This is a genomic window from Streptomyces sp. NPDC058246, assembly GCF_042881985.1.
GTDB lineage: Bacteria > Actinomycetota > Actinomycetes > Streptomycetales > Streptomycetaceae > Streptomyces.
This window is the reverse complement of record NZ_JBHVWZ010000015.1, coordinates 141,344-165,192: the sequence shown is the minus strand read 5'-3', so window position 1 is coordinate 165,192 and position 23,849 is coordinate 141,344. Positions and strand designations below refer to the sequence as shown.

The 23,849-nt window shown below is 71.8% G+C and carries 20 protein-coding genes and 2 pseudogenes; 14 read left to right on the top strand and 8 right to left on the bottom strand.

Annotation, left to right across the window (positions count from 1 at the left end; genetic code table 11):
• The first annotated feature begins 74 nt into the window (after window positions 1-74).
• From rhaS to sigJ, 6 genes and pseudogenes are all read left to right on the top strand, one after another.
• Window positions 75-1,157, top strand: a complete 1,083-nt coding sequence (rhaS, locus tag ACFVXA_RS22865; protein ID WP_384021829.1) for a rhamnose ABC transporter substrate-binding protein — start codon at window positions 75-77, stop codon at window positions 1,155-1,157.
• Between the two features lie 46 nt (window positions 1,158-1,203).
• Window positions 1,204-1,521, top strand: a pseudogene (locus tag ACFVXA_RS22860) (L-rhamnose mutarotase); the annotation flags it as partial.
• Between the two features lie 84 nt (window positions 1,522-1,605).
• Entirely contained in the window at window positions 1,606-2,883 is a 1,278-nt protein-coding gene (locus ACFVXA_RS22855; RefSeq protein ID WP_390026275.1) for a BNR repeat-containing protein, read from the top strand.
• Between the two features lie 76 nt (window positions 2,884-2,959).
• Window positions 2,960-3,985 carry a LacI family DNA-binding transcriptional regulator gene (locus tag ACFVXA_RS22850; RefSeq protein WP_362032107.1) on the top strand — a complete coding sequence of 342 codons (1,026 nt, stop codon included), beginning with the start codon at window positions 2,960-2,962 and terminating at the stop codon, window positions 3,983-3,985.
• Between the two features lie 78 nt (window positions 3,986-4,063).
• Entirely contained in the window at window positions 4,064-4,897 is an 834-nt protein-coding gene (locus ACFVXA_RS22845; RefSeq protein ID WP_390026241.1) for an enoyl-CoA hydratase/isomerase family protein, read from the top strand.
• A 51-nt stretch (window positions 4,898-4,948) separates the two neighbouring features.
• Window positions 4,949-5,839, top strand: a complete 891-nt coding sequence (sigJ, locus tag ACFVXA_RS22840; protein WP_390026239.1) for an RNA polymerase sigma factor SigJ — start codon at window positions 4,949-4,951, stop codon at window positions 5,837-5,839.
• Between the two features lie 30 nt (window positions 5,840-5,869).
• Here the strand turns inward: sigJ and ACFVXA_RS22835 are convergent, their stop codons facing one another.
• Complete coding sequence (locus ACFVXA_RS22835) at window positions 5,870-6,748, bottom strand: SDR family oxidoreductase (protein WP_390026237.1); 879 nt, start codon at window positions 6,746-6,748, stop codon at window positions 5,870-5,872.
• 195 nt (window positions 6,749-6,943) lie between these two features.
• Between ACFVXA_RS22835 and ACFVXA_RS22830 the strand changes: the two genes are divergently transcribed.
• Entirely contained in the window at window positions 6,944-7,789 is an 846-nt protein-coding gene (locus tag ACFVXA_RS22830; RefSeq protein WP_390026234.1) for a pentapeptide repeat-containing protein, read from the top strand.
• Here ACFVXA_RS22830 and ACFVXA_RS22825 read toward each other — a convergent pair.
• A complete protein-coding gene (locus ACFVXA_RS22825; RefSeq protein WP_390026232.1) occupies window positions 7,751-9,235 on the bottom strand; it encodes a cytochrome P450 in 1,485 nt (494 codons plus the stop codon). The genes ACFVXA_RS22830 and ACFVXA_RS22825 overlap by 39 nt on opposite strands.
• A gap of 108 nt (window positions 9,236-9,343) precedes the next feature.
• Here ACFVXA_RS22825 and ACFVXA_RS22820 point away from each other — a divergent pair, with 108 nt between their 5' ends.
• Both ACFVXA_RS22820 and ACFVXA_RS22815 read left to right on the top strand, forming a co-directional pair.
• A complete protein-coding gene (locus tag ACFVXA_RS22820; protein ID WP_383740915.1) occupies window positions 9,344-9,952 on the top strand; it encodes a TetR/AcrR family transcriptional regulator in 609 nt (202 codons plus the stop codon).
• A 117-nt stretch (window positions 9,953-10,069) separates the two neighbouring features.
• The gene (locus ACFVXA_RS22815; RefSeq protein WP_389469002.1) at window positions 10,070-10,795 is read left to right on the top strand and encodes a DUF2470 domain-containing protein; all 726 of its coding nucleotides are present in this window, start codon (window positions 10,070-10,072) and stop codon (window positions 10,793-10,795) included.
• Here ACFVXA_RS22815 and ACFVXA_RS22810 read toward each other — a convergent pair.
• The 3 genes from ACFVXA_RS22810 to ACFVXA_RS22800 form a co-directional block, all read right to left on the bottom strand.
• Window positions 10,763-12,001: a lactonase family protein gene (locus ACFVXA_RS22810; protein WP_389753648.1), complete on the bottom strand. Its 1,239-nt coding sequence runs from the start codon at window positions 11,999-12,001 to the stop codon at window positions 10,763-10,765. The two genes, ACFVXA_RS22815 and ACFVXA_RS22810, sit on opposite strands and share 33 nt — an antisense overlap.
• A gap of 230 nt (window positions 12,002-12,231) precedes the next feature.
• Window positions 12,232-13,305 (bottom strand): hypothetical protein, encoded by a 1,074-nt coding sequence (locus ACFVXA_RS22805; protein ID WP_390026229.1) that lies wholly within the window; start codon window positions 13,303-13,305, stop codon window positions 12,232-12,234.
• A 103-nt stretch (window positions 13,306-13,408) separates the two neighbouring features.
• Window positions 13,409-14,701, bottom strand: a complete 1,293-nt coding sequence (locus ACFVXA_RS22800) for an aromatic acid exporter family protein (RefSeq protein ID WP_383740905.1) — start codon at window positions 14,699-14,701, stop codon at window positions 13,409-13,411.
• A 4-nt stretch (window positions 14,702-14,705) separates the two neighbouring features.
• On the opposite strand from ACFVXA_RS22800, the pseudogene ACFVXA_RS22795 reads away from it, so the two are divergent.
• Window positions 14,706-15,553: pseudogene (locus ACFVXA_RS22795) on the top strand (erythromycin esterase family protein).
• On the opposite strand, the gene ACFVXA_RS22790 reads toward ACFVXA_RS22795, so the two are convergent.
• A complete protein-coding gene (locus ACFVXA_RS22790) occupies window positions 15,517-16,131 on the bottom strand; it encodes a CGNR zinc finger domain-containing protein (protein ID WP_390026226.1) in 615 nt (204 codons plus the stop codon). The pseudogene ACFVXA_RS22795 and the gene ACFVXA_RS22790 overlap by 37 nt on opposite strands.
• 124 nt (window positions 16,132-16,255) lie before the next feature.
• On the opposite strand from ACFVXA_RS22790, the gene ACFVXA_RS22785 reads away from it, so the two are divergent.
• The gene (locus ACFVXA_RS22785; protein WP_390026224.1) at window positions 16,256-17,254 is read left to right on the top strand and encodes a zinc-binding alcohol dehydrogenase family protein; all 999 of its coding nucleotides are present in this window, start codon (window positions 16,256-16,258) and stop codon (window positions 17,252-17,254) included.
• An 88-nt stretch (window positions 17,255-17,342) separates the two neighbouring features.
• Here ACFVXA_RS22785 and ACFVXA_RS22780 read toward each other — a convergent pair whose 3' ends face one another.
• Complete coding sequence (locus ACFVXA_RS22780; RefSeq protein ID WP_362023731.1) at window positions 17,343-18,101, bottom strand: ANTAR domain-containing protein; 759 nt, start codon at window positions 18,099-18,101, stop codon at window positions 17,343-17,345.
• 132 nt (window positions 18,102-18,233) lie between these two features.
• Between ACFVXA_RS22780 and ACFVXA_RS22775 the strand changes: the two genes are divergently transcribed.
• Together ACFVXA_RS22775 and ACFVXA_RS22770 are read left to right on the top strand one after the other, a co-directional pair.
• Window positions 18,234-18,605 (top strand): helix-turn-helix domain-containing protein, encoded by a 372-nt coding sequence (locus ACFVXA_RS22775; RefSeq protein ID WP_362023733.1) that lies wholly within the window; start codon window positions 18,234-18,236, stop codon window positions 18,603-18,605.
• 312 nt (window positions 18,606-18,917) lie between these two features.
• Entirely contained in the window at window positions 18,918-19,811 is an 894-nt protein-coding gene (locus ACFVXA_RS22770; protein WP_389753635.1) for a DUF3626 domain-containing protein, read from the top strand.
• On the opposite strand, the gene ACFVXA_RS22765 is transcribed toward ACFVXA_RS22770, so the two are convergent.
• The gene (locus ACFVXA_RS22765; RefSeq protein ID WP_383740887.1) at window positions 19,751-20,389 is read right to left on the bottom strand and encodes a PAS domain-containing protein; all 639 of its coding nucleotides are present in this window, start codon (window positions 20,387-20,389) and stop codon (window positions 19,751-19,753) included. The two genes, ACFVXA_RS22770 and ACFVXA_RS22765, sit on opposite strands and share 61 nt — an antisense overlap.
• Window positions 20,390-20,573: 184 nt before the next feature.
• Here ACFVXA_RS22765 and ACFVXA_RS22760 point away from each other — a divergent pair, with 184 nt between their 5' ends.
• Window positions 20,574-23,735: a cytochrome P450 gene (locus tag ACFVXA_RS22760; protein WP_390026220.1), complete on the top strand. Its 3,162-nt coding sequence runs from the start codon at window positions 20,574-20,576 to the stop codon at window positions 23,733-23,735.
• Window positions 23,736-23,849: the final 114 nt, after the last annotated feature.

Genomic DNA, 23,849 nt, shown 5'->3' with positions numbered 1-23,849 from the left:
CGGCGGAGCCGCACAGCGATACGTGCCCACGCCCCGTCGGGGCGCACCCACTCACCCCCGTAAAGGACCCCGCCATGCGCAAGTCATCGATCCGTCGCAGCTGCGCGGCGCTCGCCGCCGTCACCTCGCTCGCCCTGGCCGTCACCGCCTGCGGTGGCACCACCAAGAACGACGTCAAGGACTCGGGTGGCTCGGGCGCCGCCGCGGGCAAGGCCGACCCGAACGCGGCCACCAAGAAGGGCCTGACCGTCGGCTTCCTGCCCAAGCAGGTCAACAACCCGTACTTCACCTCCGCCGACAAGGGCGGCGAGAAGGCACTGACCGAACTGGGCTCCACATACAAGGAGGTAGGCCCCAGCAGCGCCACCGACACCTCCGGGCAGGTGAGTTACGTCAACACGCTCACCCAGCAGCGGGTCGACGCGATGGCGGTCTCCGCGCAGGACCCGGGCGCCCTGTGCACCGCGCTCAAGCAGGCGATGACGAACAAGATCAAGGTCGTCACGTACGACTCCGACACCAGGACCGACTGCCGCAACGCCTTCGTCTCGCAGGCCAGTGCGGAGGACCTGGGCCGCACCGAGGTGCAGCTGCTCGCCGAACAGATCGGCTACAAGGGCGAGATCGCGATCCTGTCCGCCGCGCAGACCGCGACGAACCAGAACACCTGGATCGACTTCATGAAGGACGAGCTGAAAAATCCCAAGTACAAGGACATCAAGCTGGTCAAGGTCGCCTACGGCAACGACGACGCCCAGCAGTCCTTCCAGCAGACCCAGGGCCTGCTCCAGGAGCACCCGAACCTCAAGGGGATCATCTCCCCGACCACCGTCGGCATCAAGGCGGCCGCCCAGTATCTGTCCGGCTCGAAGTACAAGGGCAAGGTCAGGCTGACCGGCCTCGGCACACCCGACGACATGCGCAAGTACGTCAAGAACGGCACGGTCGAGGCCTTCGAGCTGTGGGACCCGGCGAAGCTGGGCGAGCTGGCCGCCCGTACCGCGGTGGCGCTGTCCTCCGGGCAGATCACCGGGAAGGAGGGCGAGAACTTCAAGGCCGGTGACATGGGCTCCTTCACCCTCGGCAAGGACGGCGTGATCAACCTGGGCAAGCCGACCGTCTTCGACGCGAAGAACATCGACCAGTTCGACTTCTAGCAGCCGGCTCGACATCCCTTACTGGAGTGGACTGGAGCGGTACTTCATGCAGCGCGTCTGTTTCCTGCTCAAGGTCCGTGCGGACCGCCTCGACGAGTACCGCGAACGGCACGCCTCCGTGTGGCCCGAGATGCTGCAGGCGCTCTCGGCCACCGGCTGGCACAACTACTCGCTCTTCCTGCGTGAGGACGGCCTGCTGGTCGGCTACGTGGAGACCGAGGACTTCGCCGCCGCCCGGGCCGGCATGGCGGCCACCGACGTCAACGCCCGTTGGCAGGCGGAGATGGCGCCGTTCTTCGAGTCACTGGACGGCGCCGGACCCGACGAGGCCATGAAGCCCCTCACCGAGGTCTTCCACCTCGCCGGCGGTACGGCACGCGCGGCCGACCCCGGACCCTCGGTCACCCCCGCCGGCCGTACCCGACTCGACGCCCGGGCCCTGTACTTCGTGTCCTACGACGGCCTGGTCAACAACAACGCGTTCCAGAAGAACGGGCTGTTGACCCACGGGGGCCACCAGTACGCGGCCTGGTACACCGCCGACCGCAGCGCCGTCGTCGGCCGCCGGGCGCTCGGCGCAACCACCTGGTCGACGGTCACCCTCGGCCACACACTGAAGAGCGACGACTCGCACAACGTCATCTGCATGGGTGTGTCCAGGACGGACGGCCGGCTCCACCTGGCCATGGACTCCCACAGCGACGGCTTCTTCTACGTGAAGTCCGTGCCCGGCCTGCTCGACGACGCCGCCTCGACGGCCTGGACCTCCGCCGTCTTCGGCGCCGTACGGACGACCCTCGACGGACTCGCGCTCACCACGCGGTTCACCTACCCGCAGTTCCTCCCGACGCCGGAAGGAAGGCTCCAGCTCAGCTACCGCGTCGGCATCTCCGGCAACGGCCGCAACGCCCTGGCGGAGTACGACGGTTCGTCCTGGACCGCGCTCGGCGAGTGGTCCGGCTCGACCGGGACGTTCACCACCTCGCACGGCTCCAGCACCGCCCGCAACATGTATCTGCATGGCATCGACTACGACGTCAACGGCCGACTGCACGCGTTCTTCACCTGGCGCGAGCAGAACGACGCCGTGATGTCCGTTCGCGGCGGCCTCACCAACCACGACACGGGCTACGTCCACTCCACCGACCGGGGCCGCACCTGGCGCAACGACGCGGGCACGGTCGTCGGCACCACGGGTGGCCCCGACCCGGTCGCCGTCACCGACGGCGGACTCGTCATCGACTCCCTCGACCCCGGCCACTGCTTGATGAACCAGGAGAGCCAGGCCACCGACTCCACCGGCCTGCCGCACGCGATCATCAGCTACGTACCCGGCCGTTTCGGCCCGTGCACCACCGACCACGTCACCGACCGGACGAACAACGCCCGCGCCTTCCACGTCCGCAAGGACGCCTCGGGCACCTGGACCAAGACCGAGATCCCGATCGCCCTGAACTCCAGCCGGCGCACCGGACTGGTCCTCGACCGGTACGACAACGCCTACGCGATCATGCCGTTCGGCCGGATCGCCGGCGCCTCGAAGTCCTCCGGGTACGCCGACTGGACGCTCCTGTACGACGGCGGCGGCCTCAACGCGTTCGGCGAGGTCGTGATCGACGAGACGCGCGTCTCGCAGGACGGGATCCTGTCGTTCCTGTACCAGGAGAAGTCCAGCGGTACGACACCGTCCGCGCTCCACGTCGTCGACTTCCGGCTGCCCTCATGACCTCCGGTTTCGGCCCGTGCGCGGGTAATGTGAGGGCCTGCCCGCCGCTTCTCGTCTCCCTGGAGGTTCCCGCCTGATGGCCCAGTCGGTGGGTATCAAGGACGTCGCCCGGGCCGCGGGAGTCTCCGTCGGCACGGTCTCCAACGTGATCAACCGTCCCGACACGGTCGCCTCCGAGACCCGGGCCCGCGTGCTGTCCGCGATCGACCGGCTCGGCTACGTCCGCAGCGAGTCCGCGCGTCAGCTGCGGGCCGGACGCAGCCGGATCATGGGCCTGCTCGTCCTCGACATGGGCAACCCGTTCTTCGTGGACGTCGCGCGCGGCGCCGAGCGGGCCGCGCGGGACGCCGGACTCGGCGTGATGGTCTGCAACAGCGCGCAGAGCCCGAGCGAGGAGGCCGACTATCTGTCTCTCTTCGCCGAGCAGCGGGTGCGCGGCGTGCTGCTGACGCCCACCGACGCGAGCGGGCGCAACATCGAGGCGTTCCGCCGCAACGGCATCCCGTTCGTGCTGGTCGACCGGGTCGCCGACGGCACCACCGAGTGTTCGGTCTCGGTCGACGACGTGGCGGGCGGCGCGCTGGCCGTCCGACACCTCGTGGACGCCGGCCACCGCTCCGTCGCGTACGTCAGCGGGCCGCCCGGACTCAACCAGGTCAGGGACCGCCGCACGGGCGCGCTGAACGCCCTGGCCGAGGCCGGACTCGGCCCGGACAGCCTGCGCGAACTGCCCACCGAGCGCCTCGACGTGGCCGCGGGACGCGACGCCGGGGCCCGGCTGCTCGGACTCGCCGAACGCCCGACCGCCGTCTTCTGCGCAAACGACCTGCTCGCCCTCGGTCTCCTGCAGGCCATGTACGCGGCCGGCGTCGGCGTCCCCGACGACCTCGCGATCGTCGGCTACGACGACATCGAGTTCGCCGCCGCCGCTGCCGTCCCGCTCACCTCGGTGCGTCAGCCCGCCGTCACCATGGGCGCCCTCGCCGCCGAGCTGCTCCTCGAGGAGATCGAGACGGAGACCGCGCCGACGCCGCACGAGCACCGGCGGGTCGTGCTCCAGCCGGAGCTGGTGGTGCGCCGCTCCAGCCTGTCGGCGCGCTGAGCACCCCCTGTGCAGCGCGCTACGCCCGTCCTAGGATTCTGATGGTTCGTCAGATCACCAGTTTCCCGGGGAGTTCGGATGATCGACACCACGCGGACGGACATTTCCGCCGGCGAGGAGCGGCTGCGCCTCGACGTCGAGGACGGCATCGGCGTACTCACCCTGTGCCGCCCGGCGAACCTCAACGCGTGGAGCTGGGAGTCCACCCGACAACTAGGCCTGTTCGCCGACCGGATCCGCTTCGACGAGTCGATCCGGGTGGTCCTGCTGCGGGCCGAGGGACGCGCCTTCTGCGCGGGGATCGACGTCACGGCGCCGGGCGGCGCGATCACCGGCCGGTCCGACGCCGAGCGCGCCCGCAACTACTACGAGGGCATCCGCTGGGCGCACGAACGGTTCGCGGCCTTCGGGCGGCTGCCGCAGCCGGTCGTCGCGGCGGTACGGGGCTACTGCCTGGGCTTCGGCTTCGAACTCGCGCTGATGGCGGACATCCGGGTCGCGGCCGACGACGCCGTGTTCGCGCTGCCGGAGGCACAGCTCGGGCTCGCCGTCGACGCGGGCGGTGATCTGCGCATCGCCCGCGAGGCGGGCGCCGGCTGGGCCAAGCTCCTCGCGCTGACGGGGCGCCGACTGGACGCGAGCACGGCCGAGCGCCGCCACCTCGTCCAACTCGTCACGGCACCGGACGAGTTGGAGAGGGCGGCACGTGAAGTCGCCACGGAGATCGCGGCGAACGGCCCGCTGGCCGTGCAGAGCGTCAAGCGCGACATCGACGCGTATGTGGACGCCGGGCTCGCCGCGGCCCTCGACCGCACGGCCATGTCGGCGGCCCTCACCCTGACCTCGGACGACTCGCGCGAGGGGTATGCGGCGAAGGGCGCCCGTCGCGTGCCGCGATTCGAGGGCAAGTGACCGGCATGTTTTGATCGACTCCTGTTCTGCACCACGGAGGATGGGGGACCGATGCACGACAGTGAACTGCTCACGGACCGGTTCGAGGCGCACCGCGGCCGTCTGAGAGCGGTGGCCTACCGGATGCTCGGCTCGCTCAGCGAGGCGGACGACGCCGTGCAGGAGGCCTGGCTGAAACTCAGCCGCACCGAGGCCGATGAGATCAGGAACCTCGGGGGCTGGCTGACCACCGTGGTCGGCCGGGTCTGCCTGGACATGCTGCGCTCCCGCACCGCGCGCCGCGAGGAGCCGATGGACACCCACCTGCCCGACCCGGTCGTCAGTCCGCTGGAGCGGATCGACCCCGAGCAGGAGGTGCTGCTGGCCGACTCGGTCGGGCTCGCCCTCCTCGTCGTCCTGGAGACGCTGGACCCCGCCGAAAGGCTCGCGTTCGTCCTGCACGACATGTTCGCGGTGCCCTTCGACGACATCGCCCCGATCGTGGGCCGGTCCTCGGCCGCGATCCGACAGCTCGCCAGCCGGGCGCGCCGCCGGGTGCGAGGAGCCGCTCCGGAACCCGAGCCGGACCTCACCCGGCAGAGGAAGGTCCTCGACGCTTTCCTCGCGGCCTCGCGCGCGGGCGACTTCGAGGCGCTCCTCTGCGTGCTCGACCCCGACGTCGTGCTACGCGCCGACTCGGGCCCGCTGGTCGGCGGTGCGGCGGCCTCCAAGCTGGTCCGCGGCGCGGGGGCCGTGGCCCGCCAGGCGCTCACGTTCGCGCGGTTCGCGGCGTCCTCGCGGCTCGTGCTCGTCAACGGCGAGGTGGGTGTCGTCGCGATCCTCGACGGCCGGCCGATGTCGGTCATGGGCGTCACCGTCACCGACGGGAAGATCGTCGCCCTGCATATCCTGGCCGACCCGGAGCGGCTCGCGCGTCTCGACTTCGGGGGGCTGGACGACTGAGGGTCAGCCGGTGGCAGGGCCGATCCACGGTCAGCCGGTGAAGGGTCCCCGGCCCATCTGCTCCCGCACCGGTACCACCGGCGGGCTGACGAGCCCCCTGCGCTGCCAGTTGGCACCGTCCACCACCAGCGTGTGGCCCGTGATGAACCGGGCGTACGGGGACGCCAGAAAGGTGGCGGCCCAGCCGAGTTCGCGCGGCGCGCCGACCCGGAGGGCGGGCTGGCGCGAGTCGTGCGCTTCGGCACGGTCCAGGTTGCCGCGGATGTCGTCGGTCATGTCGTCGTGCGGCATCAGCCCGGGCACCAGCCCGTTGACCTGGATGCCGTACGGCCCCCACTCCACGGCCAGTGTCCGCACCAGGCTCTGCACACCCGCCTTGGCCGCCGCGCTGTGCGCGAAACCGGGGCCGCCCGTCCAGGCGTACGACGCACCGACGTCGATGATCGAACCGGGCGTGCCCGCGGCCAGGTGCCGGCGCCCGAACTCGCGCGTCATCAGGAACGTCCCGGTGAGCGTGATGTCGACGACGGTGCGCCAGGCGTTGGGGGACATGTCCTCGGTGGGCACGGGGAAGTTGCCGGCCGCGTTGTTGACCAGCACGACGGGGAGCCCGCAGGTGTCGAAGACCTCGGCGATGCGCTCCGGATCCCGGACGTCGCACACGGCCGTCGTCACCCGCCGGCCCAGCTTGGCCAACTCCGTCCGAGCGGGCGCGAGATGCTCCTCGCGGCGACTGGCGATCACCAGATCGGCGCCCAGCCGCGCGAACTCCGCCGCGATCGCCTTGCCGAGGCCGGTTCCGCCGCCGGTGACCAGGACGAGCGAGCCGTCGTACGTCCCGGCGGGCAGCGCGCTCGCGCCCAGCGGGGGAGGGACCGGCAGACCGGGAAACGGGGTGTCGTCGTCCATGACCGCCTCGATACCCGGAGTGCCTGCAAACTTCCAGGGGCAGGGGGAGATCGCGTGGGTGTTTTCGCCCCACCGCCCCTGCCCGTCCCGTACCGGGGGCGCCGCCCCGGGACCCCCGCTCCTCGAACGCCGGAGGGGCCGGATCTCTCAGTAGGGGCGGAGGGGGCGAAAGGATCTGGCCAGTACGCTGGGCGTATGCAAGAAGACAGCGGAGCAGTCCAGGACCGGCGGCTCGAACTGCGGGCGGACTGCGAGCGGTGTTTCGGGCTGTGCTGTGTCGCGCTGCCGTTCGCGCGCTCGGCGGACTTCGCCCTCGACAAGGACGCCGGGAAGCCCTGCCCGAATCTGGAGACCGACTTCCGGTGCGGTATCCACACCCAGCTGCGGCAGAAGGGCTTCACGGGCTGCACGGTGTACGACTGCTTCGGTGCCGGGCAGAAGGTCTCCCAGGTCACCTTCGGCGGCACGGACTGGCGCTCGGGACCGCGGGAGCGGGCTCAGCGGATGTTCGACGTGTTCCCGGTCGTCCGCCAGCTCCACGAACTGCTCTGGTATCTCGACGAGGCCCTGACCCTCCCCGCAGCCCGTCCGGTGCACGCGGACGTCCGCCGCCTGCTGGACGAGACCGAGCGGCTGACCCGGCAAACCCCCGAGGAACTGGGGAAGTTGGACGTGGGCGCCCATCGGCAGGACGTCAATGTGCTGCTCCTGCGGACCAGTGAACTCGTGCGGGCCGGTCTCGGCCGGGGCAAGAAGAAGGACCGTCGGGGCGCCGATCTGATGGGCGCCCGCCTCAAGGGAACCGATCTGCGCGGCGCCGACCTGCGCGGCGCCTACCTCATCGCCGCCGACCTGACCGGTGCCGATCTGCGCGGCGCGGACCTGATCGGCGCCGACCTGCGCGACACCGACCTCACGGACGCCGATCTCACCGGCGCGTTCTTCCTGACTCAGCCCCAGCTGAACGCGGCCCGCGGCAGCCTCGGCACCCGGCTCCCGGGGTCAGTCACCCGCCCGGGCCACTGGGCGGCCCGGCACTGAGTCCAGGGCGGGCGCGCGGCGGTCGAGGTGCAGGCGCAGCCCCTGCGGCATCAGCGTCAGGCGCTCGGCCACGCGCAGCCGGTACTCCGGGTCGGCCCGCAGCTCGTAGCGGCGCAGCAGCAGCCCGAGGACCAGCGTCGCCTCGTGCAGCGCGAACTGGCGGCCGATGCAGGCGCGCGCCCCGGTGCCGAACGGCTTGAAGGTGTGCGCGGGCCGGGCACGTACCGCCCGCGCGTCGAAGCGACCCGGGTCGAACCGCTCGGCGTCGTCGCCCCACACGTCCGGGTCCCGGTGCAGCATCGCCGTCAGGACCAGCGTCCAGGCGCCCTGCCGCATCGGGTGCACGTCGCCCAGCACCGTGTCCCGGCGGGCCTCGCGCGCGAAGGCCGGCGCCGTCGGCCACAGGCGCAGCGACTCGTCGAGGACCCGGCGGACGTAGCGCAGCTTGGCGACCTGGTCGTAACCGGGCCGCTCCGTGTCGCCCCAGACGCGGTCGACCTCGGCCCGGGCGCGCGCGGCGACGTCGGGATGACGGGACAGGTAGTGCAGGGCGAAGGAGAGCGCCCCCGACGTGGTCTCATGGCCCGCCACCAGGAAGGTGATGACCTGACGCCGGATGTTCTCCGGCGCCAGCCGTTCCCCGGTCTCCGGGTGGGCGGTCTCCAGCATCCGGTCGAGCAGGTCGCCTTCCCCGCTGGAGGAACGGCGGGCGGCGATCAGCGAGTCGACGGTGCGGTTGAGATACGCGATGTCCGCCTCGTTGCGGCGCAGGGCGCCGCGCAGCAGCAGCGGGGCGAGCGGTGCGGGGACGGCGTTGAGGCGCTGCGCGTAGGTGAGGGTGCCCACCATCGCGAGGATGAAGGGGTGCGGCCTGGCGCGTTCGAAGGAACCGAAGTCATGGCCGAAACCGGTCCGGGCGATCGTCTCGAGCGTCAGCTTCGTCATGTCGCCGGGCACGTCCACGCTGCGTCCCGCGGCCCGCTCCCGGTCCCAGTGGTCGGTCAGCCGCTCGGTCACGGCCAGCATCATCGGGTGGTAGGCCTCCATGGCCTCACGGCTGAAGCCGGGCGCCAGGACGTCGTGTGCCAGCTGCCAGTTGGGCTCGTGGTTGTACGCCGTGAACAGGCCGTCCCCGGCCACCGGCCGCAGATTGGCGACCCCCAGGCCCACATGCTTCGCGAACCGCGACTCGTCCGCCAGCTCGGCCGCGAGCTCCGCGCCCCAGACGAAGACGATCTCCTTGCCGAAGGCCTTGCGCCGGAAGATCGGCCCGAGCAGGCGCCCGAAGCGCATCGAGTCCTGCAGGGGTGAGCGGACGCTCGCGCCCAGCACATCGCCGATCAGCGGGACACGGCGCGGCGGATGCGGAATGCGGTGCAGCTCGGGCCAGCCCAGCTCCGCGCTGCGGAACCCCTTGGCCGACGCGGTTCCCGTCGTCTCCGCCATGACGCCATCTCCCTTGTGCCCGGTGCGAGTCGAGTCTGTTGTACGCGGGTTCAATAGCGCAATGCAGTCTGATCCCCTTGTTGAACCGACGTCAAGTAAAGTGCGGGCATGTCCGGGAAGCAGGGGGAGCGCGCGCGTCGCCGGCTCAGCACCGAGGAGCGCAGGGAACAGCTCCTGTCGGTCGGGGCCTGCCTGTTCTCGGAGAGCCCGTACGACGACGTGTGGATCGAGCGGGTCGCCGAGATCGCCGGGGTCTCGCGCGGTCTGCTGTACCACTACTTCCCGACGAAACGGGACTTCTTCGCGGCCGTCGTCGAGCGTGAGAGCCGGCGGATGCTGCGGATGACGGCCGCCGTGCCCGGAATCCCGGTGCGCGAGCAGCTCGGCGCGGGCCTCGACACCTTCCTCGGATACGTCGAGCAGCACGCGCACGGCTTCCGCGCCTTCCATCGCGCCGACGCGGCGGGCGACCAGGCCGTACGCAAGGTCTACCAACGGGCGCTGGCCGCGCAGGAGCGGCAGATCCTGGAGGCGCTCGCCGCGGACCCCGAACTCGGCTGGGCGCCGGAAGACCGCCCCGAACTGCGGATCGCCGTCCGAGGGTGGCTGGCCTTCACCACGGCGGTGTGTCTGGAGTGGCTCAGAGGGGCGGAGCTGACCCGCGAGCAGGTGCGCGATCTGTGCGCGCGAGCACTGCTGGGCGCGATCACCCCTTAGCCCGGTCGCGTTCGGCGGGAGCGTGGCCCGGACAGGGGGCTCACAGGATGGCGAGGCGTGGTTGGCGTACACCCGGAACTTCGATAGGTTAGGCAAGCCTTACCTAAGGAGGAACTGATGGGTGACCGTCACACCTGGACGGCCGCGCCCGCCGCGGCGGAACACGCCCGCTCGACTCTCGCCGCGGCCTGGTCCTGCGCGGTGACCGCCGAGGGCGGCCGGGAGGAGTTCGTCGGCGCGCACACCGTCGCCGCCGACGGCCGGGTGCTCCTGCGCGCACCGGAGGACAGCGCGCTCCTCACGGCCGCGATCTGCGCGCCGCGCGGCGAGCCGTCCGCCGTCCTGGAGTTCGCCGACGTCGCACCCGTCCCGCTGCGCAACCGGATCCGCGCCCGCTTGTGGCTCGCCGGCTGGTTCGTCCCCGAGGACGGTCACCTCGCGTTCCGGCCGAGCCGTGCCGTGCTGCGCCGGCCGTCCGGGACGGTCGTGCTCGACCTGGACGAATTCGCCGACGCCGAGCCCGACCCGCTCGCCCTGGCCGAGGCCCAGCTGCTCGCGCATCTCGCCGACGCCCACCCGGACGCCGTCGAGCGGCTCACCCGGCTCGTCGAGCCGGACAGCCTGCACGGTGCGGTGCGGGTCCAGCCGCTCGCCGTCGACCGGCACGGACTCACCCTGCGGATCGAACGGGCCCGCGGCGACGGCGACGTACGCCTGCCCTTCCACGCGCCCGCCGACGATGTCGCCGCGCTCACGGAACGCATGCACGCCCTGCTCACCCAGGCGAGCGCCGTGTCCTGCCCCCGCGCGCTACAGCGGCAGCGCACAGACGGCGACCGGTGAGGCGAACGGCTCGCCCGCGGGCCGGAGTTCGCCGCTCCCACCGTCGACGTGGAAGACGCTGACGCTGCCCGACTTCTGGTTCGCCGCGAACAGCAGCCGCTCGTCCGGCGAGAACGCGATCTGGCGCGGGAAGTCGCCGCCCACCGGCACGGTGTCCAGGAGCCTCAGCCTGGCGCCGTCCGCCTCGATCGCGTAGCGCGTCAGGCTGTTGTGGCCGCGGTTGGCGAGATAGGCGTACGACCCGTTCGACGTCACCAGGATCTGCGCCGGGTAACTGGTGCCCGCACCCGTGCCGGTGGACTGCGCCTCGCCCGGCGTGAGCCGCCCCGTGGCCGGGTCGTAGGCGCAGACCGCGACGGTGTTGTCGACCTCGTTGGCGAGATAGGCGTAGCGGCCACCGGGGTGGAACGTGAGATGGCGCGGGCCCGCGCCCGGCCGGGTGTGCGCCTGGGACACCTCCGTCAGCGTGCCCTTGGACTGGTCCAGGCGATAGGTGTAGACGGTGTCGGTGCCCAGGTCGACGGCGAGCACATGGCCGCCGTCGGGACTGGTGATGAACTGATGGGCGTGCGGGCCCTGTTGACCGGGGCCGGGTGCCGGACTGGAGTGCGTGACCAGATCAGTGCGCTCGCCGAGCGCGCCCGAGGCGTCGATGGGGTGCACGGCCACGCTGCCCGAGCCGTAGTTGGCGCTCAGCAGCCAGCGCCCGCTCGGATGCACGGACAGATGGCACGGTGCCGCGCCACCGGTGCCGCGCGTGCCGAGCACGCTGTTCTTCGGGATGCGTACGGCTGTCACCCCGCCGTCGTCCCGCTCATTGACGGCGTACAGCGTGCGGCCGTTCGGATGCAGCGCGAGATACGACGGATCGCCGACCCCCGTGAGGGTGCCGGTGCCGGTGATGCGGCCCGTGGCGGGGTCGTAGCCGGCGAGGCCGATTCCGGTGCCGCCGCCGTCGACCGAGGTGTACGTGCCGACGTACAGCGGGCGGGGCCCGGGGGCGGAGGTGGGGGAGGGGGACGGGGAGGCTCCGGGCGTGGGCGCCTCGGCCGCTCGGGGTGCCGCCGGGCTCGGCGCGGGGCCCGCCGTGGGAGCGGCCGGTGCCGGGACCGTCGTCACGGCGGCGGCTCCTGCCAGCGCGCCCACGAAGCGTCGCCTGGTCCAGCCGCCGCCCGAGCCCCGTGCCGGTTCTGCACCACTGCTCATGCCTGCACCTCGGGTGTCGGTTGCCTCAGCTGTGACAGCCACCTTGGCGTGCGACACCCGTGGAGTGCAAGAACGGCAACAGGCATTGCGCACAGTGCAACGGGCTGTCGTCGCTTACCGGTCACCTTCCTGCACCGGCTTACCCGCTTACCGGCTTACCGGTCACCGTCCTGCACGGGCTGCCGGTCACCGTCCTGCATCGGCTTGGCAGGTCACCGTTCTCCACCGGCTTACCAGTCACCGTCCTCCACCGGCTTGCCCGGTGCGTCCCCGAGCGGTTTCACCTGGTGGGGTGAGGGCTGCTGCCAGGGCTCGAGGTCGTCACCGAGCCAGTCGCCGACCGGCTGCACCGAGCCGAGCGTGTCCGTGGGGGCCAGGTCGGAGGCGTCCTGGTCGTAGTAGTCGAACCAGGGGAGCCCGGCCCGGGTGTAGGCCGCGCGGTCGACGGGGGACGGCGGGGGAGTCTCGCCGGTGATACGACGCCACTCCGGAGGCGTCACGAGATGGACGAACACGCGTCCGGCCGGCTCGTCGGCCCAGGCACGCAGCGGCCGGTCGTCCCGGTAGACCTCCTGGCGCATGGAGCCCCCGACGCCGAGACCCATCGCCGGGCCGCTGCGCGCACGTCCCCCGGCAGCGCCCCCTCCCGGAGCGCTCGCGGGGGCCGGGGCGGCCCCGGGCGCGGCCGGCGCGGCCATCGGGAACGCCGCGCCGTACCCGCCGCCCGGCGGAGGCATCGCCCTGCTCGCCTCCACCCTGCGGCGCTCGGCCTCGCGCCACGCGGTCAGTTCCGTGTCGTTGAGTGAGAAGGACTGCAGCTGGACGCCGCCCCACACCTCCTCGCCGGTGACCTGGCCCTCGACGGTGGCGCCCAGGCCAAGGGGCACCGCCACGAACTGGCGGACCGTCCCCTTGCCGGAGTTGATGCCGTCGAGCCACGGCTGGCGCGGCAGCACCACATAGTTCTGCGGGTCGCGGGTGAGCCGGGAACTCCACGGCTTGCCCGAGACCGCGCACACCTTGCCCACGCCGACCTGGAGGGCGGCCGGCTCCGACGTCCCGGCGAAGCTGAGCCACATGGCCTCGCGCAGATACACCGGCAGCATCACACCACCACGTGCCCGCCATGCGGCGGGCACCGTGTCCGCGTAGTCCTCGACGCGCCGCACGGGGAAGTCGCCGAGTCCCGGGGGCAGCTCGTGCGTGCCTGTCTCGGGCAGCCGGAGGGTCCGCTTGAACCGCACCCGCACCCCGCCCGGCAGCCGCAGTGTGTCCCCGTCGATCCGCACGGTGCCCTCGGTCATCCGCCCGCCCCCTCGTCGTATCGCTTCGGCGACGTCGTCATGCGTCGTGCTTCCTCGACGCCGTCGCACTTCCTCGTCGTAGCGCCTTCTCGTCAGCGCTTCCTCACATAGAACGACGGGAAGCGGCCGGGCGGTTCCGCTTCGGGCGCAGCCGCGGCGGGATGCGCAGGTGCTGACGCAGCCGGGTCGGGACGCGCAGCTGCTGACGCAGGCGGGTGAGGCGCGGTCGGCGCTCGCGCTGTTCGCGGGTGGCGCGGTCCAGCTCCTCCAGGAGCCGGCGGCTACGGTGCTCCGTGTCGAGCTCGTCGATGATGCGGGTGACCTCGGTCAGGACGGCTCCGTGCAGGTGCCACTGGCGGGCGTCCCGCTGGATCTCCTCCAGGAAGAGCTGGGCCAGCTTGTCGCGGGTGGCGGCCGCCGTGACGAGTTCCGTGCTGAGCCGTTCCTCGGCCGACTCGGCATTCTGGCTCACATGGGTGGTCGCCAGGACGGCGAAGCTGACGATGGCATCGGCGACCTGGGACAGCAGCTGCTCCACGGTGGCCCCGGTCTGCGGTTCGAACAGCGGCTGGGGTTCGCGTTCCTTGGCGAGATCGGTGAGGCTCCGTGCGAGGACCCGCAGGACCACGGTGCAGATCTCCAGCGTGTCGAGGCCGGTACGCAGCACGACCCGGTAGAGCAGTCCCTCGCGTACACGAGGGTTGAGTTTGAGGCTGTCCTCGGCCTGCCGCAACGCCGCGTCCACCCCGACGATGTCGTGGTCGAGGCGGCGGGCCTCGTGCAGCCGCTCGGCCGCCAGGTGGAAGGGGGTGCGGCCCGCGGCCTCCTCGCCGATCCGCAGCATCAACTGCCGCATCCGGCGGGCGAGATCCTCGATGGACTCACCGGCCTCCTCCACCCATACCGGCGGCGCGAACAGGAGGTTGCAGCCCAGTCCGACGACCGCCCCGATCAGTGTTTCCACCACCCGGGCCCACGCGGTGTCGCCCACCCTGGTGACGCCGAGGACCAGCATGGCGCTGATCGCCACCTCGGGCACGAACTCGTCGACCCGTACGAGATGCCCGACCGCCAACGAGGCCAGGATGATCAGGGCCAGGCTCCACCAGGTCAGACCCACGAGGCTGCTGAAGCCGATGGCGATGACCACCCCGGCCACCACCGAGTTCACGCGCCGGATGCTGGTGGTGATCGTGGCGTACAGCGTGACCTGCACGACCAGCAGCGCGGTGAGGGGTGCGGTGAGCGGCGCGGGCTCGGGGCTGAGATGCACGGCCACGACGTACGCGATCGTCGCGGCAGCCGCCGACCGGAAACTCTGGACGACCACCGGCTCCCTGTGCCGCTTGACGATTCGGGCAACAGACGTCGCCCACTCACCACGTACCTCTCGCATCTAAGTGCTGTTCCCGTTCCACTGGTGTACCGAACGTTTTCGATACGGACCGTATCTGTCCGCAAGGCGCCCAAGGTTGTTCTCATCAGCCGAAAGGCAATCGAGGGGGTATTCGCCGCCGCGCGCGAGGTGTCGGCCTCCAGCGGGGGCGGGGAGGTACATCGAGCAGTACCTCGACAAGCCGTTCACCGAGCGCAAGGAGATGGGGGTCAGGACGGCCGAGGCCCTGAACCTGTTGCGGCAGCAGCCTCCGGGCCCCGACCGGGAGGCGTACGACTGGGCCGTCCAGAACGCGACGGCCATCGACCAGACGGCCCGCGGATACGGCTTCGACTTCGAGGACCAGACGCAGATCGCCGCCAGTATGCGCTACCGAGACTCGGTGATGGCGAGTGACGTCGCCTGGTGGGAGCGGCACAGGGCACCAAGGTGCTGCTCTCGGCGCACGACGCGCATGTCGGATACGAGCCGGTCGACCCGGCCGACTACCCCAAGAGGCAGGGCGCCTTCCTGCGCGACAGCCTCGGCCCGGCGTATGTGAGCGTCGGCCTCACCTTCGGCCGGGGTTCGTTCAACGCGACGGGCCCGGACGACAAGGTGCGGCGCTTCACGGTGGGGCCGGCGGGCACCGGGACCAACGAGCGGACCCTGGACCGCGTGCGGTACCGCGACTACGTGCTCGACCTGCGCACGGCCGCCTCACCGGCCCGCGACTGGCTGAACGGGGCCCGGCCGACCCGCAGTATCGGCACCGACTACCCGGACGGCCCGTACGACATCGCGCTCGCCCCGAGCCATGACATCCTCATCCACCTTCACCGGGTGGCGGCGGCGCGGCTGCGGGACCGGTAACCGGCCACCTTCGCGAGGTTGCCGCAGCGGTCCATGGAGCACCAGCGGCGGCGGCGGGCCTGGGAGTCGTCCAGGAAGAGCAGGGAGCAGCCGGGGTTCTCGCACTCCTTGACCCTGGCCGACAGGGGGCTGGTGACCAGCAGGACGGCATCCCGGGCCACGGTCGCCAGGGCCGCGGGGCCGGGATCGGTGGCCGTCCAGCGCAGGGCCGTCCCGGGCCCGCCGTCCGGCTCGCCCAGCTGGGGAGCCAGATCGGGACGGGCGGCCGCTTCGTTGACCTGAGTGACATCCGCCGGGTCCGGCTCGTCGCCGTCCATCGCGGCGCGTACGAGGCGGTAGAGGGCCTCGCGCAGTGTGCGGGCGTACGTCAGCCCGGCCTCGGTGACCCGCACCGGCTCGTCGTCCCCCGTCGCGCTCAGACCCGCCTCGTCGATCCAGCGGGCGAGGGCGGCGGGTTCGGGGAGGCGCTCGAACGGGGTGCCGCCGTGGCGCCTGCCGAGCGTGGCGACGAAGTTCAGGCAGGGGCGGCCGCCGATGAAGGGGAACGCGGCCATCGGGTCGGGGGCGGGGCTGGTCATGACTCGAGCTTAGCGCTTGACACTGGTTCATGAGGTGTCGCATGGTGACACCAGTTCAACCGGTGTCATACCCCGGTGGGTGGGAGCGGTGCCTCGGCGTCGCCAGGAGAGAGCGGGTACAGGAATGCGCGCGGTGCGGATCGACGAGTTCGGCGGGCCCGAGGTGCTGGTGCCGGTGGAGGTGCCCGACCCCGTCGCGGCGCCCGGCCAGGTGCTGGTGAAGGTAGCGGCGGCCGGTGTCAACAGGGCGGACGCGTTGATCCGTGCCGGGGTGTACCACCGGGCGGGGCGGCCGCCGCTGATTCCGGGTGTCGAGGCGGCCGGAGTCGTCGCCGCGGTGGGGGAGGGGGTGAGCGACTTGAGTGTCGGACAGCGGGTCATGGCCCTGGACGGTGTGAATGCCCCCGGTTTCTACGCCGAGTTGGCCGCCGTACCGGCCGGTCAGGTGGCGCCCCTGCCGGACGGCGTGGATCTGACGGAGGCCGCCGCCCTGCCCGTCGCGTGGCTCTCCGCCTGGTACTGCCTGCGTCATCTGGCCAGGGTGACCACGGACGACACCGTGGTGGTGAAGGCCGCCGCGAGCGGGGTCGGCAGCGCGGCGGTGCAGATCGCCGCCGAGGCCGGTGCACGCGTCATCGCGGTCGCGGGTTCCCCGGAGAAGACCGCCTGGGCCGCCGAACTGGGCGCCCACGCCGTCGTCGACACCTCCGCACACCCCGACAGCGCGGAGGTCGACGAGGTGCTGCGGCTGACCGAGGGGCGCGGTGCGGACGTCGTGCTCGACACGGTCGGCGGACGCGCCTTCGGACGGAGCCTGCGCCAGATCGGGCACGGTGGGCGCGTGGTCGCCCTCGCCAATGTCGCGCTGGAGCCGAGCACCGTCGACACCCGCGACTTCTACCCCAAGAACGCCGCCGTCCTCGGCTTCCAGCTCACCAACCTGCAGATCCATGGCTACGACCCCCGGGCGGACCTGCGGGAGCTGGCGCGGCGGGTCGCGGCCGGCACCTACCGCGTGCCGGTCGAGACGGTGCTGCCGCTGGACCAGGCCCGCGCGGCACACGAGCGCCTGGAGCGACGCGACAACCGCGGCAAGATCGTGCTCGCGGTGGAGGCGCGCTGACGCTGCCGGGGAAGGCCGGGACAGCGGGAACGCCGAGGCCGCCGGGGAAAACCGGGTCCCTGCTCACCCCTGGGCGTCGGAGCCCTGTTCACCCGTGGACGGGTGTCCTCGGAGGTGTGCTGTGGTCGGCGACCGCCGCGGCGAGCCGCTGTTGCTGCGGCTCGGGCAGCGGGTCTCCGTTGACGCTGTTCAGCAAGTCCTGGGCCACGTGGTGCAGTTTGGTGTTGCTGCGCTGGGAGACCGTGACCAGTACGCTCCAGGCGTCTTCGGCGCTCAGCGCGAAGGTGGCCATCAGCACGCCGCGGGCCAGGTCGATGACGGGACGGGTCTGCATGGCCCGGCGCAGTTGGAGGAGTTCGACCCGCAGGTCCTGGTCGGCGTTGTCGTACTCGTCGTGCTCGGCATCGTCGTGCAGGCCCTGCTCGGCATCGTCGTGCAGGGCGGTCCCGTTCGCCCAGGCGAACAGGGAGCGTGTGTGGGTGAGGTCGAGCAGCCTCATGACCGGCGCGCCGGCGGCCCGGAGGGCGACCGACTTGCCGTCCTCCAGGGCACGCCGCCGTATGCACAGCAGGACGTTGAGACCGGAGCAGTCGCAGAATTCGACGCCGGTCAGATCGAGATCCACACCGCTGACCGAGTGGGCGACCGCCTCGCGCAGCGTGCGCTGCAGCATCTGCTCGGTGTCGATGTCCAAGTCGCCGGAGATCACGACCAGGACGCGGTCGTCAGCCGGGTACGTCTCGATCCGCAGTGTGGGCTCCGAATCCTCACTCTCGGGGGCGTCCCGGAGCACGGGGACGACTCCGTCCCCGCTCCTGAGCTGCGGGGAAAGCGCACGTTCTGACATGGCAGCCGCTCCCAGGGCATCCATCGTCTCCACCTCTCCCAGACTCACCCCAGACCCATTCACCCGTCAAGATATACATGAAATTTGTTTCACCCTTTTGATTGCGTGAATGGCACGTCATATCCTGGGGCCATGGGCGGAGTACCTGAGACACACACCGGCTGGACGTTCCTGACCAACCACGCCCGCGTGTTGGCCGCGATCGCCGAGGACCCCAGCACCCGCATTCGTGACATGGCGCTGCGCTGCAGGCTCACCGAGCGGGCGGTCCAGAAGATCATCGCGGACCTGGAGCAGGGGGGCTATCTCTCCCACACGCGGCGGGGGCGGTCCAACATCTACCGCATCGAACCGGGGACCATCCTGCGGCACCCGGCCGAGGCCGGCCTGAGCGTCACGGACTTGCTCGGCGTCCTCGCCCGGCACGACGCGGAACGAGACGACCCGGCAAGCCAGTTGCAGGCGGCACCTTTCCGCGCACGCCGGGCCTCGGCCGACCGCTGAGGCTCGCGAGGGCTCTCCCGAACCCACGGATGCGACCGTCGAGGACCGCTTCCCGGTGCTCGGCGCGGGCGGCGTGCGGAGCGATCAGCGCGTGGCTCAGCCCCCATGAGGGCGGCGGGCGGGGAGTAGCTGCCAGGAGCTGCGCCGACGAGGCGCGGGAGTCACCAGTTGACAAATGAGTTGCGGATGTCCTGCTCGCGAGTGATCTCATAGGGGAGTTCTCCTGAGGGATGGACGGGCACAGGAGGGAAGCCCGCAAACCCAGGGGCACTAGGTTTGCGTGAAGTCACCGAGTCTCGCGGGGGACATCCCATGCTTTTCGGGAACGGCCGCACACCGCAGGCGCGGGCCCTCCGCCATGTCGCGGCGCGTTCCCGGGGCCCCGCGCTGGATCCGACGCTGCGGGTGACCCTGAACTTCCACCCGGACCGTCTCGCCCGCGGGCTCCCGATCCTGGAGGCGCTGGCCCAGGACGGCACGTACCGCTCGCAGTTCGTCACCGGCACGAGCAACGGCGGGCTGACCGCGCACCCCGGCGGGGACCGCTGGCGCTGGGAGAGCCGGATCTTCGGCACGGCGTACGACACCGCGCCCGCCCACGAGCGCCCCGTGTACGGCGGCCTGAACTTCCGTCGCCAACGGGTCGGCGCGTCCCCCCGGTTCGGCTCCTCGCACTTCCGGATGACGGGCGAGGCGCTGCGCCGCGCCACCTTCTGCTACCCCGACAGCGCGGCCGAGCCCTGCGAGTTCGGCGTCGCGGACGGGATGTCGCTGATCGCGCTGGCCGAGGCGGACGACCGCGACGCCCTCGACGACTACATCGAGGCGCAGGTGCACGGACAGGTCGTCCTGGCACGGGACATGGAGGCGCTGGTCCTGGACGCGAGCTACCGCGACACGCCCGTGGAGGCGGCGGCCCGGCGGCTGCCGTGCCCCGTCGAGTGGCATCCGGGATACCGGCTCTCCGTCGAGGAGTTGAGCCGCCACCCCGATTTCCGTGGTCCGCGGTTCGTCGAGCTCGGCGCCCGCATCGCCGAGGACGGACATCTCGACCCCCGGATCATCGGCAGCGCGGCAGCCACGGGTCACCACGATCCGCAGGACCTGAAGAAGGTCTGGCACTGCCTCGCCCGCTTCGGTGCCCCTCAGGGCGCGGGCACGGCTGTGGGTGGCCACACTCCGGGAGTCAGGACCCCGAGCGCATAGGCGCGGGCGACCAGTTCCGTACGAGTCGCCGCGCCCCAGCGCTCGGACAGACGCCGCAGGTGGTAGTTGACGCCGTCCACGGTCAGGCCCGTCTCGCGGGCGGCCCCCGCCGTGGTCGCGCCCCCGGCGAGCAGCGCCAGGATGCGCGCCTCGGTGGCACCGACGGCGGGCGGGGACGGCTCGGCCGTGCCGGGGGTCTCGCCGAGCACTCGCAGCATGACCAGCAGAGCGGTGGACGCCTCCGTGCTGTCACTGACGGGGTCCGCGATCAGCTCACCGTGTCGCCGCATCCCGTCCGCCGCGTCCCAGCGCACCGAGATCGGATACCGGGAGCGATGCCGCAGCCGCAGCGCCTGGGCGATCCGCTCCACCTGCGTCGCCTCCTGCGGCCGGAACAGATCCAGCACGTTCCGCCCGCGCAGCCGGCCCGGCGGCTGCCCCCACTCCGTCGCCATCGCGGGATTGGCCAGCCCGATCACCCCGTGCACGTCACACACCGCGACCGGCATCGGAATCCGGTCGAACAGCAGCAGGGCCCGGTTGCGCCACACCACGGCGTCCGCCCGTGTCAGATCCATCGGAGTGTCTCCCGCCGGTCGCCATCCGCTGCTCGGTGTCACCTGCCACGCCGGCGTCTTCGGCGCAAGGGTGACCCGTCCTCGGGTCCTACACAATCATGTAGTGCGGTGGCGCGGGTGGGCGGGGCCGCGCGCGCAAGCTGGAGCGCAGTACTTCCGTACCGTGAAAGGCGGTTGTCGCGCCATGCCCCCCACTGCGCCGCACCCCGAGACAGCGGACACCCTCCACGGCGTCCCTCTGATCGACATCTCCGCCACCGGCCCCGGCCGCACACCGCTCCAGCAGGCGGTGGAGCTGATGCGCCGGCACGGGCCCGTGCTCGTGCGACGGCTGCACGGCCGGGACGCGATGTTCGTCGGCGATCTCGATCTGGTCACCGACCTGGCCGACGAGACCCGGTTCGCCAAGGCGATCGGGCCCGCCCTGGAGAACGTCCGTGAGTTCGCCGCCGACGGACTGTTCACCGCGTACAACGACGAGCCCAACTGGGCCAAGGCGCACGACATCCTGATGCCCGCCTTCGCGCTGGGCTCGATGCGCACGTACCACCCGGTGATGCTGCGCGTGGCGCGCCGGCTGACCGAGTCCTGGGACCGCGGCGCCCGCGAGGGGCGGCCCGTGAACGTCCCGGACGACATGACGCGCATGACGCTCGACACCATCGGGCTCGCCGGATTCGGCTACGACTTCGGCTCGTTCGAGAGCGACAGGCCGCACCCGTTCGTCGAGGCCATGGTCCGCTGCCTGGAGTGGAGCATGACGCGGCTGAGCCGTACGCCGGGCACGGACCACGCGGCGGCTGACGCGGCCTTCCGGACCGACGCCGACTATCTCGCGCAGGTCGTCGACGAGGTGATCGCCGCCCGGGTGGACGCCGGCCGGAGCGAGGCCGACGACCTTCTCGGGCTCATGCTCACCGCCGAGCACCCCGCCGACGGCAGCACGCTCGACACCGCCAACATCCGCAACCAGGTGATCACCTTCCTGATCGCGGGCCACGAGACGACGTCCGGCGCGATGTCCTTCGCCCTGTACTACCTGGCCAAGCACCCCGCCGTGCTCCAGCTGGTCCAGCGTGAGGTCGACGCCCTGTGGGGCGACACGGCCGACCCGGATCCGACCTTCGAGGAGATCGGTCGGCTCACCTACACCCGGCAGGTGCTCAACGAGGCGCTGCGGCTGTGGCCGACCGCCGCCGTCTTCAGCCGGCAGGCCCGGGAGGACACCCTGCTCGGCGGCCGGATCCCGCTGCGCGCCGGGCAGACCGTGAGCGTGCTCGCGCCGATGCTGCACCGGCAGCCGGTGTGGGGCGACAACCCGGAACTGTTCGACCCCTCCCGCTTCACCCCGGAGGCGGAGGCCGCACGCTCGCCGCACGCGTTCAAGCCGTTCGGCACCGGTGAACGCGCCTGCATCGGACGGCAGTTCGCGCTGCACGAGGCGACCATGCTGCTGGCTATGCTCGTCCACCGCTACCGGCTGCACGACCACGCCGACTACCGGCTCAGGGTCAAGGAGACCCTCACCCTCAAGCCCGAGGGGTTCACGCTCACCCTCTCGCCCCGCACGCCCGCCGACCGCGTCCACGCGGCGCTGCCCGGCGTGGTCCCGGCCCGGGCGGAGGCCGCGGCCGGCCCCGACACCCTGCCCGCCCGTGTCCGCCCCGGCACCCGTGCTCTCTTCCTGCACGGCAGCAACTACGGCACCTGCCGCGAGTTCGCCGCCTCGCTCGCCGACGAGGCCGCCGCCCTCGGCTGCGCGAGCGAGGTGGCGGCCCTGGACGCGTACGCCGACGGGCTGCCCACCGACCGCCTCGTCGTCATCACCGCGGCTTCCTACAACGGACAGCCCACGGACGACGCCACGGCCTTCGCGGCCTGGCTCGACGGAGCCGCTCGGGCCGAGGACGTCACCTACGCCGTCCTGGGCGTCGGCGACCGCAACTGGGCCGCCACCTACCAGCACTTCCCGACCCGTATCGACGAGCGCCTCGCGGAGCTGGGCGGCACCCGGTTCCTGGAGCGTACGGCGGCCGACGCGTCGGGCGACCTCGGCGGCACGGTCCGCGCCTTCACGGCCCGGCTGCGCACCGCCCTGCTGGAGCGGTACGGCGACCCCGACGCCACGGACACCGACGAGCCCACGGCGGCGTACGAGGTCCGGGCGCTGAGCGGCGGCCCGCTCGACGCCCTCGCCGGGCGGCACGATCTGACCCCCATGACCGTCACCGAGGCGTACGACCTCACCGCGCCCGGGCATCCGCGCACGAAGCGGTTCGTCCGTCTGGCGCTCCCGGACGGCACGACCTACCGCACCGGCGATCACCTCACCGTGCTCCCCGTCCATGACCCGGCCCTCGTCGAGCGGGCCGCCGGCGCGCTCGGCGTCGACCTCGACACGGTCCTGGACATCCGGGCCGCCCGACCGCGCCGGGACGCGATCGCGGTCGACCGTCCCTTGACGGTGCGTCAACTCCTCACATATCACGTCGAGTTGCAGGAAAGGGTCACCGCTGGCCAGCTCGCGACCCTGGCGGCCGCCAACCCGTGCCCGCCGGAGCGCGCGGCCCTCGCGGCCCGCACGGACGACTCGCGGACTCTGGTCGAGGTGATCGAGGCGTACCCCGCGCTGCGCGGCGCACTGGACTGGCCGACCCTGCTCGGCCTCCTCGCTCCGCTGCGACCGCGCCACTACTCGGTCTCCTCGTCACCGGCGGTCGACCCGGCCCACGTCGACCTGATGGTCTCGCTGCTGGAAGCCCCGGCCCGCTCCGGCGACGGGACGTACACCGGAGTCGGCTCCGGCTACCTGAACGCGGTCAAGCCCGGCGACACGGTCCTCGCCCGCGTCCAGCCCTGCCGGGAGGCCTTCCGGCTCGACGGCACCGCTCCGGTCGTCATGGTCGCGGCCGGTACGGGACTCGCCCCGTTCCGCGGAGCCATCGCCGACCGCAGCGCGGCGCTGGCCGGGGGAGGCCAACTCGCCCCCGCCGTGTGCTACTTCGGCTGTGACGCCCCGGACGCGGACTTCCTGCACGCCGACGAACTCCGCGCGGCCGAGGCGGCCGGGGCCGTCTCCCTGCGCCCGGCCTTCAGCGCGGCCCCCGTAGAGGGTGCCGCCTTCGTCCAGCACCGGATCGCCGCCGAGGGGGACGAGGTCTGGGAGCTGCTGAACGCGGGAGCCCGCGTCTACGTCTGCGGCGACGGCTCCCGGATGGCACCCGGCGTCCGCGAAGCCTTCCGCACCCTCCACGCGGACCGCACCCCGGGCGGTGACTCCGAGCGGTGGCTCGACGACCTGATCGCGTCGGGGCGTTACGTGGAGGACGTGTACGCCGCCGGCTGAGCAGGAGCCGGCGGAGCACAGGCCTGTGGGCCCACCCGGCGGAGCACAGGCCTGTGGGCCCACCCGGCAAAGTGGGCCCACAGGCGAGGCGGTCGCCCCGAACGGTTCGCTGTC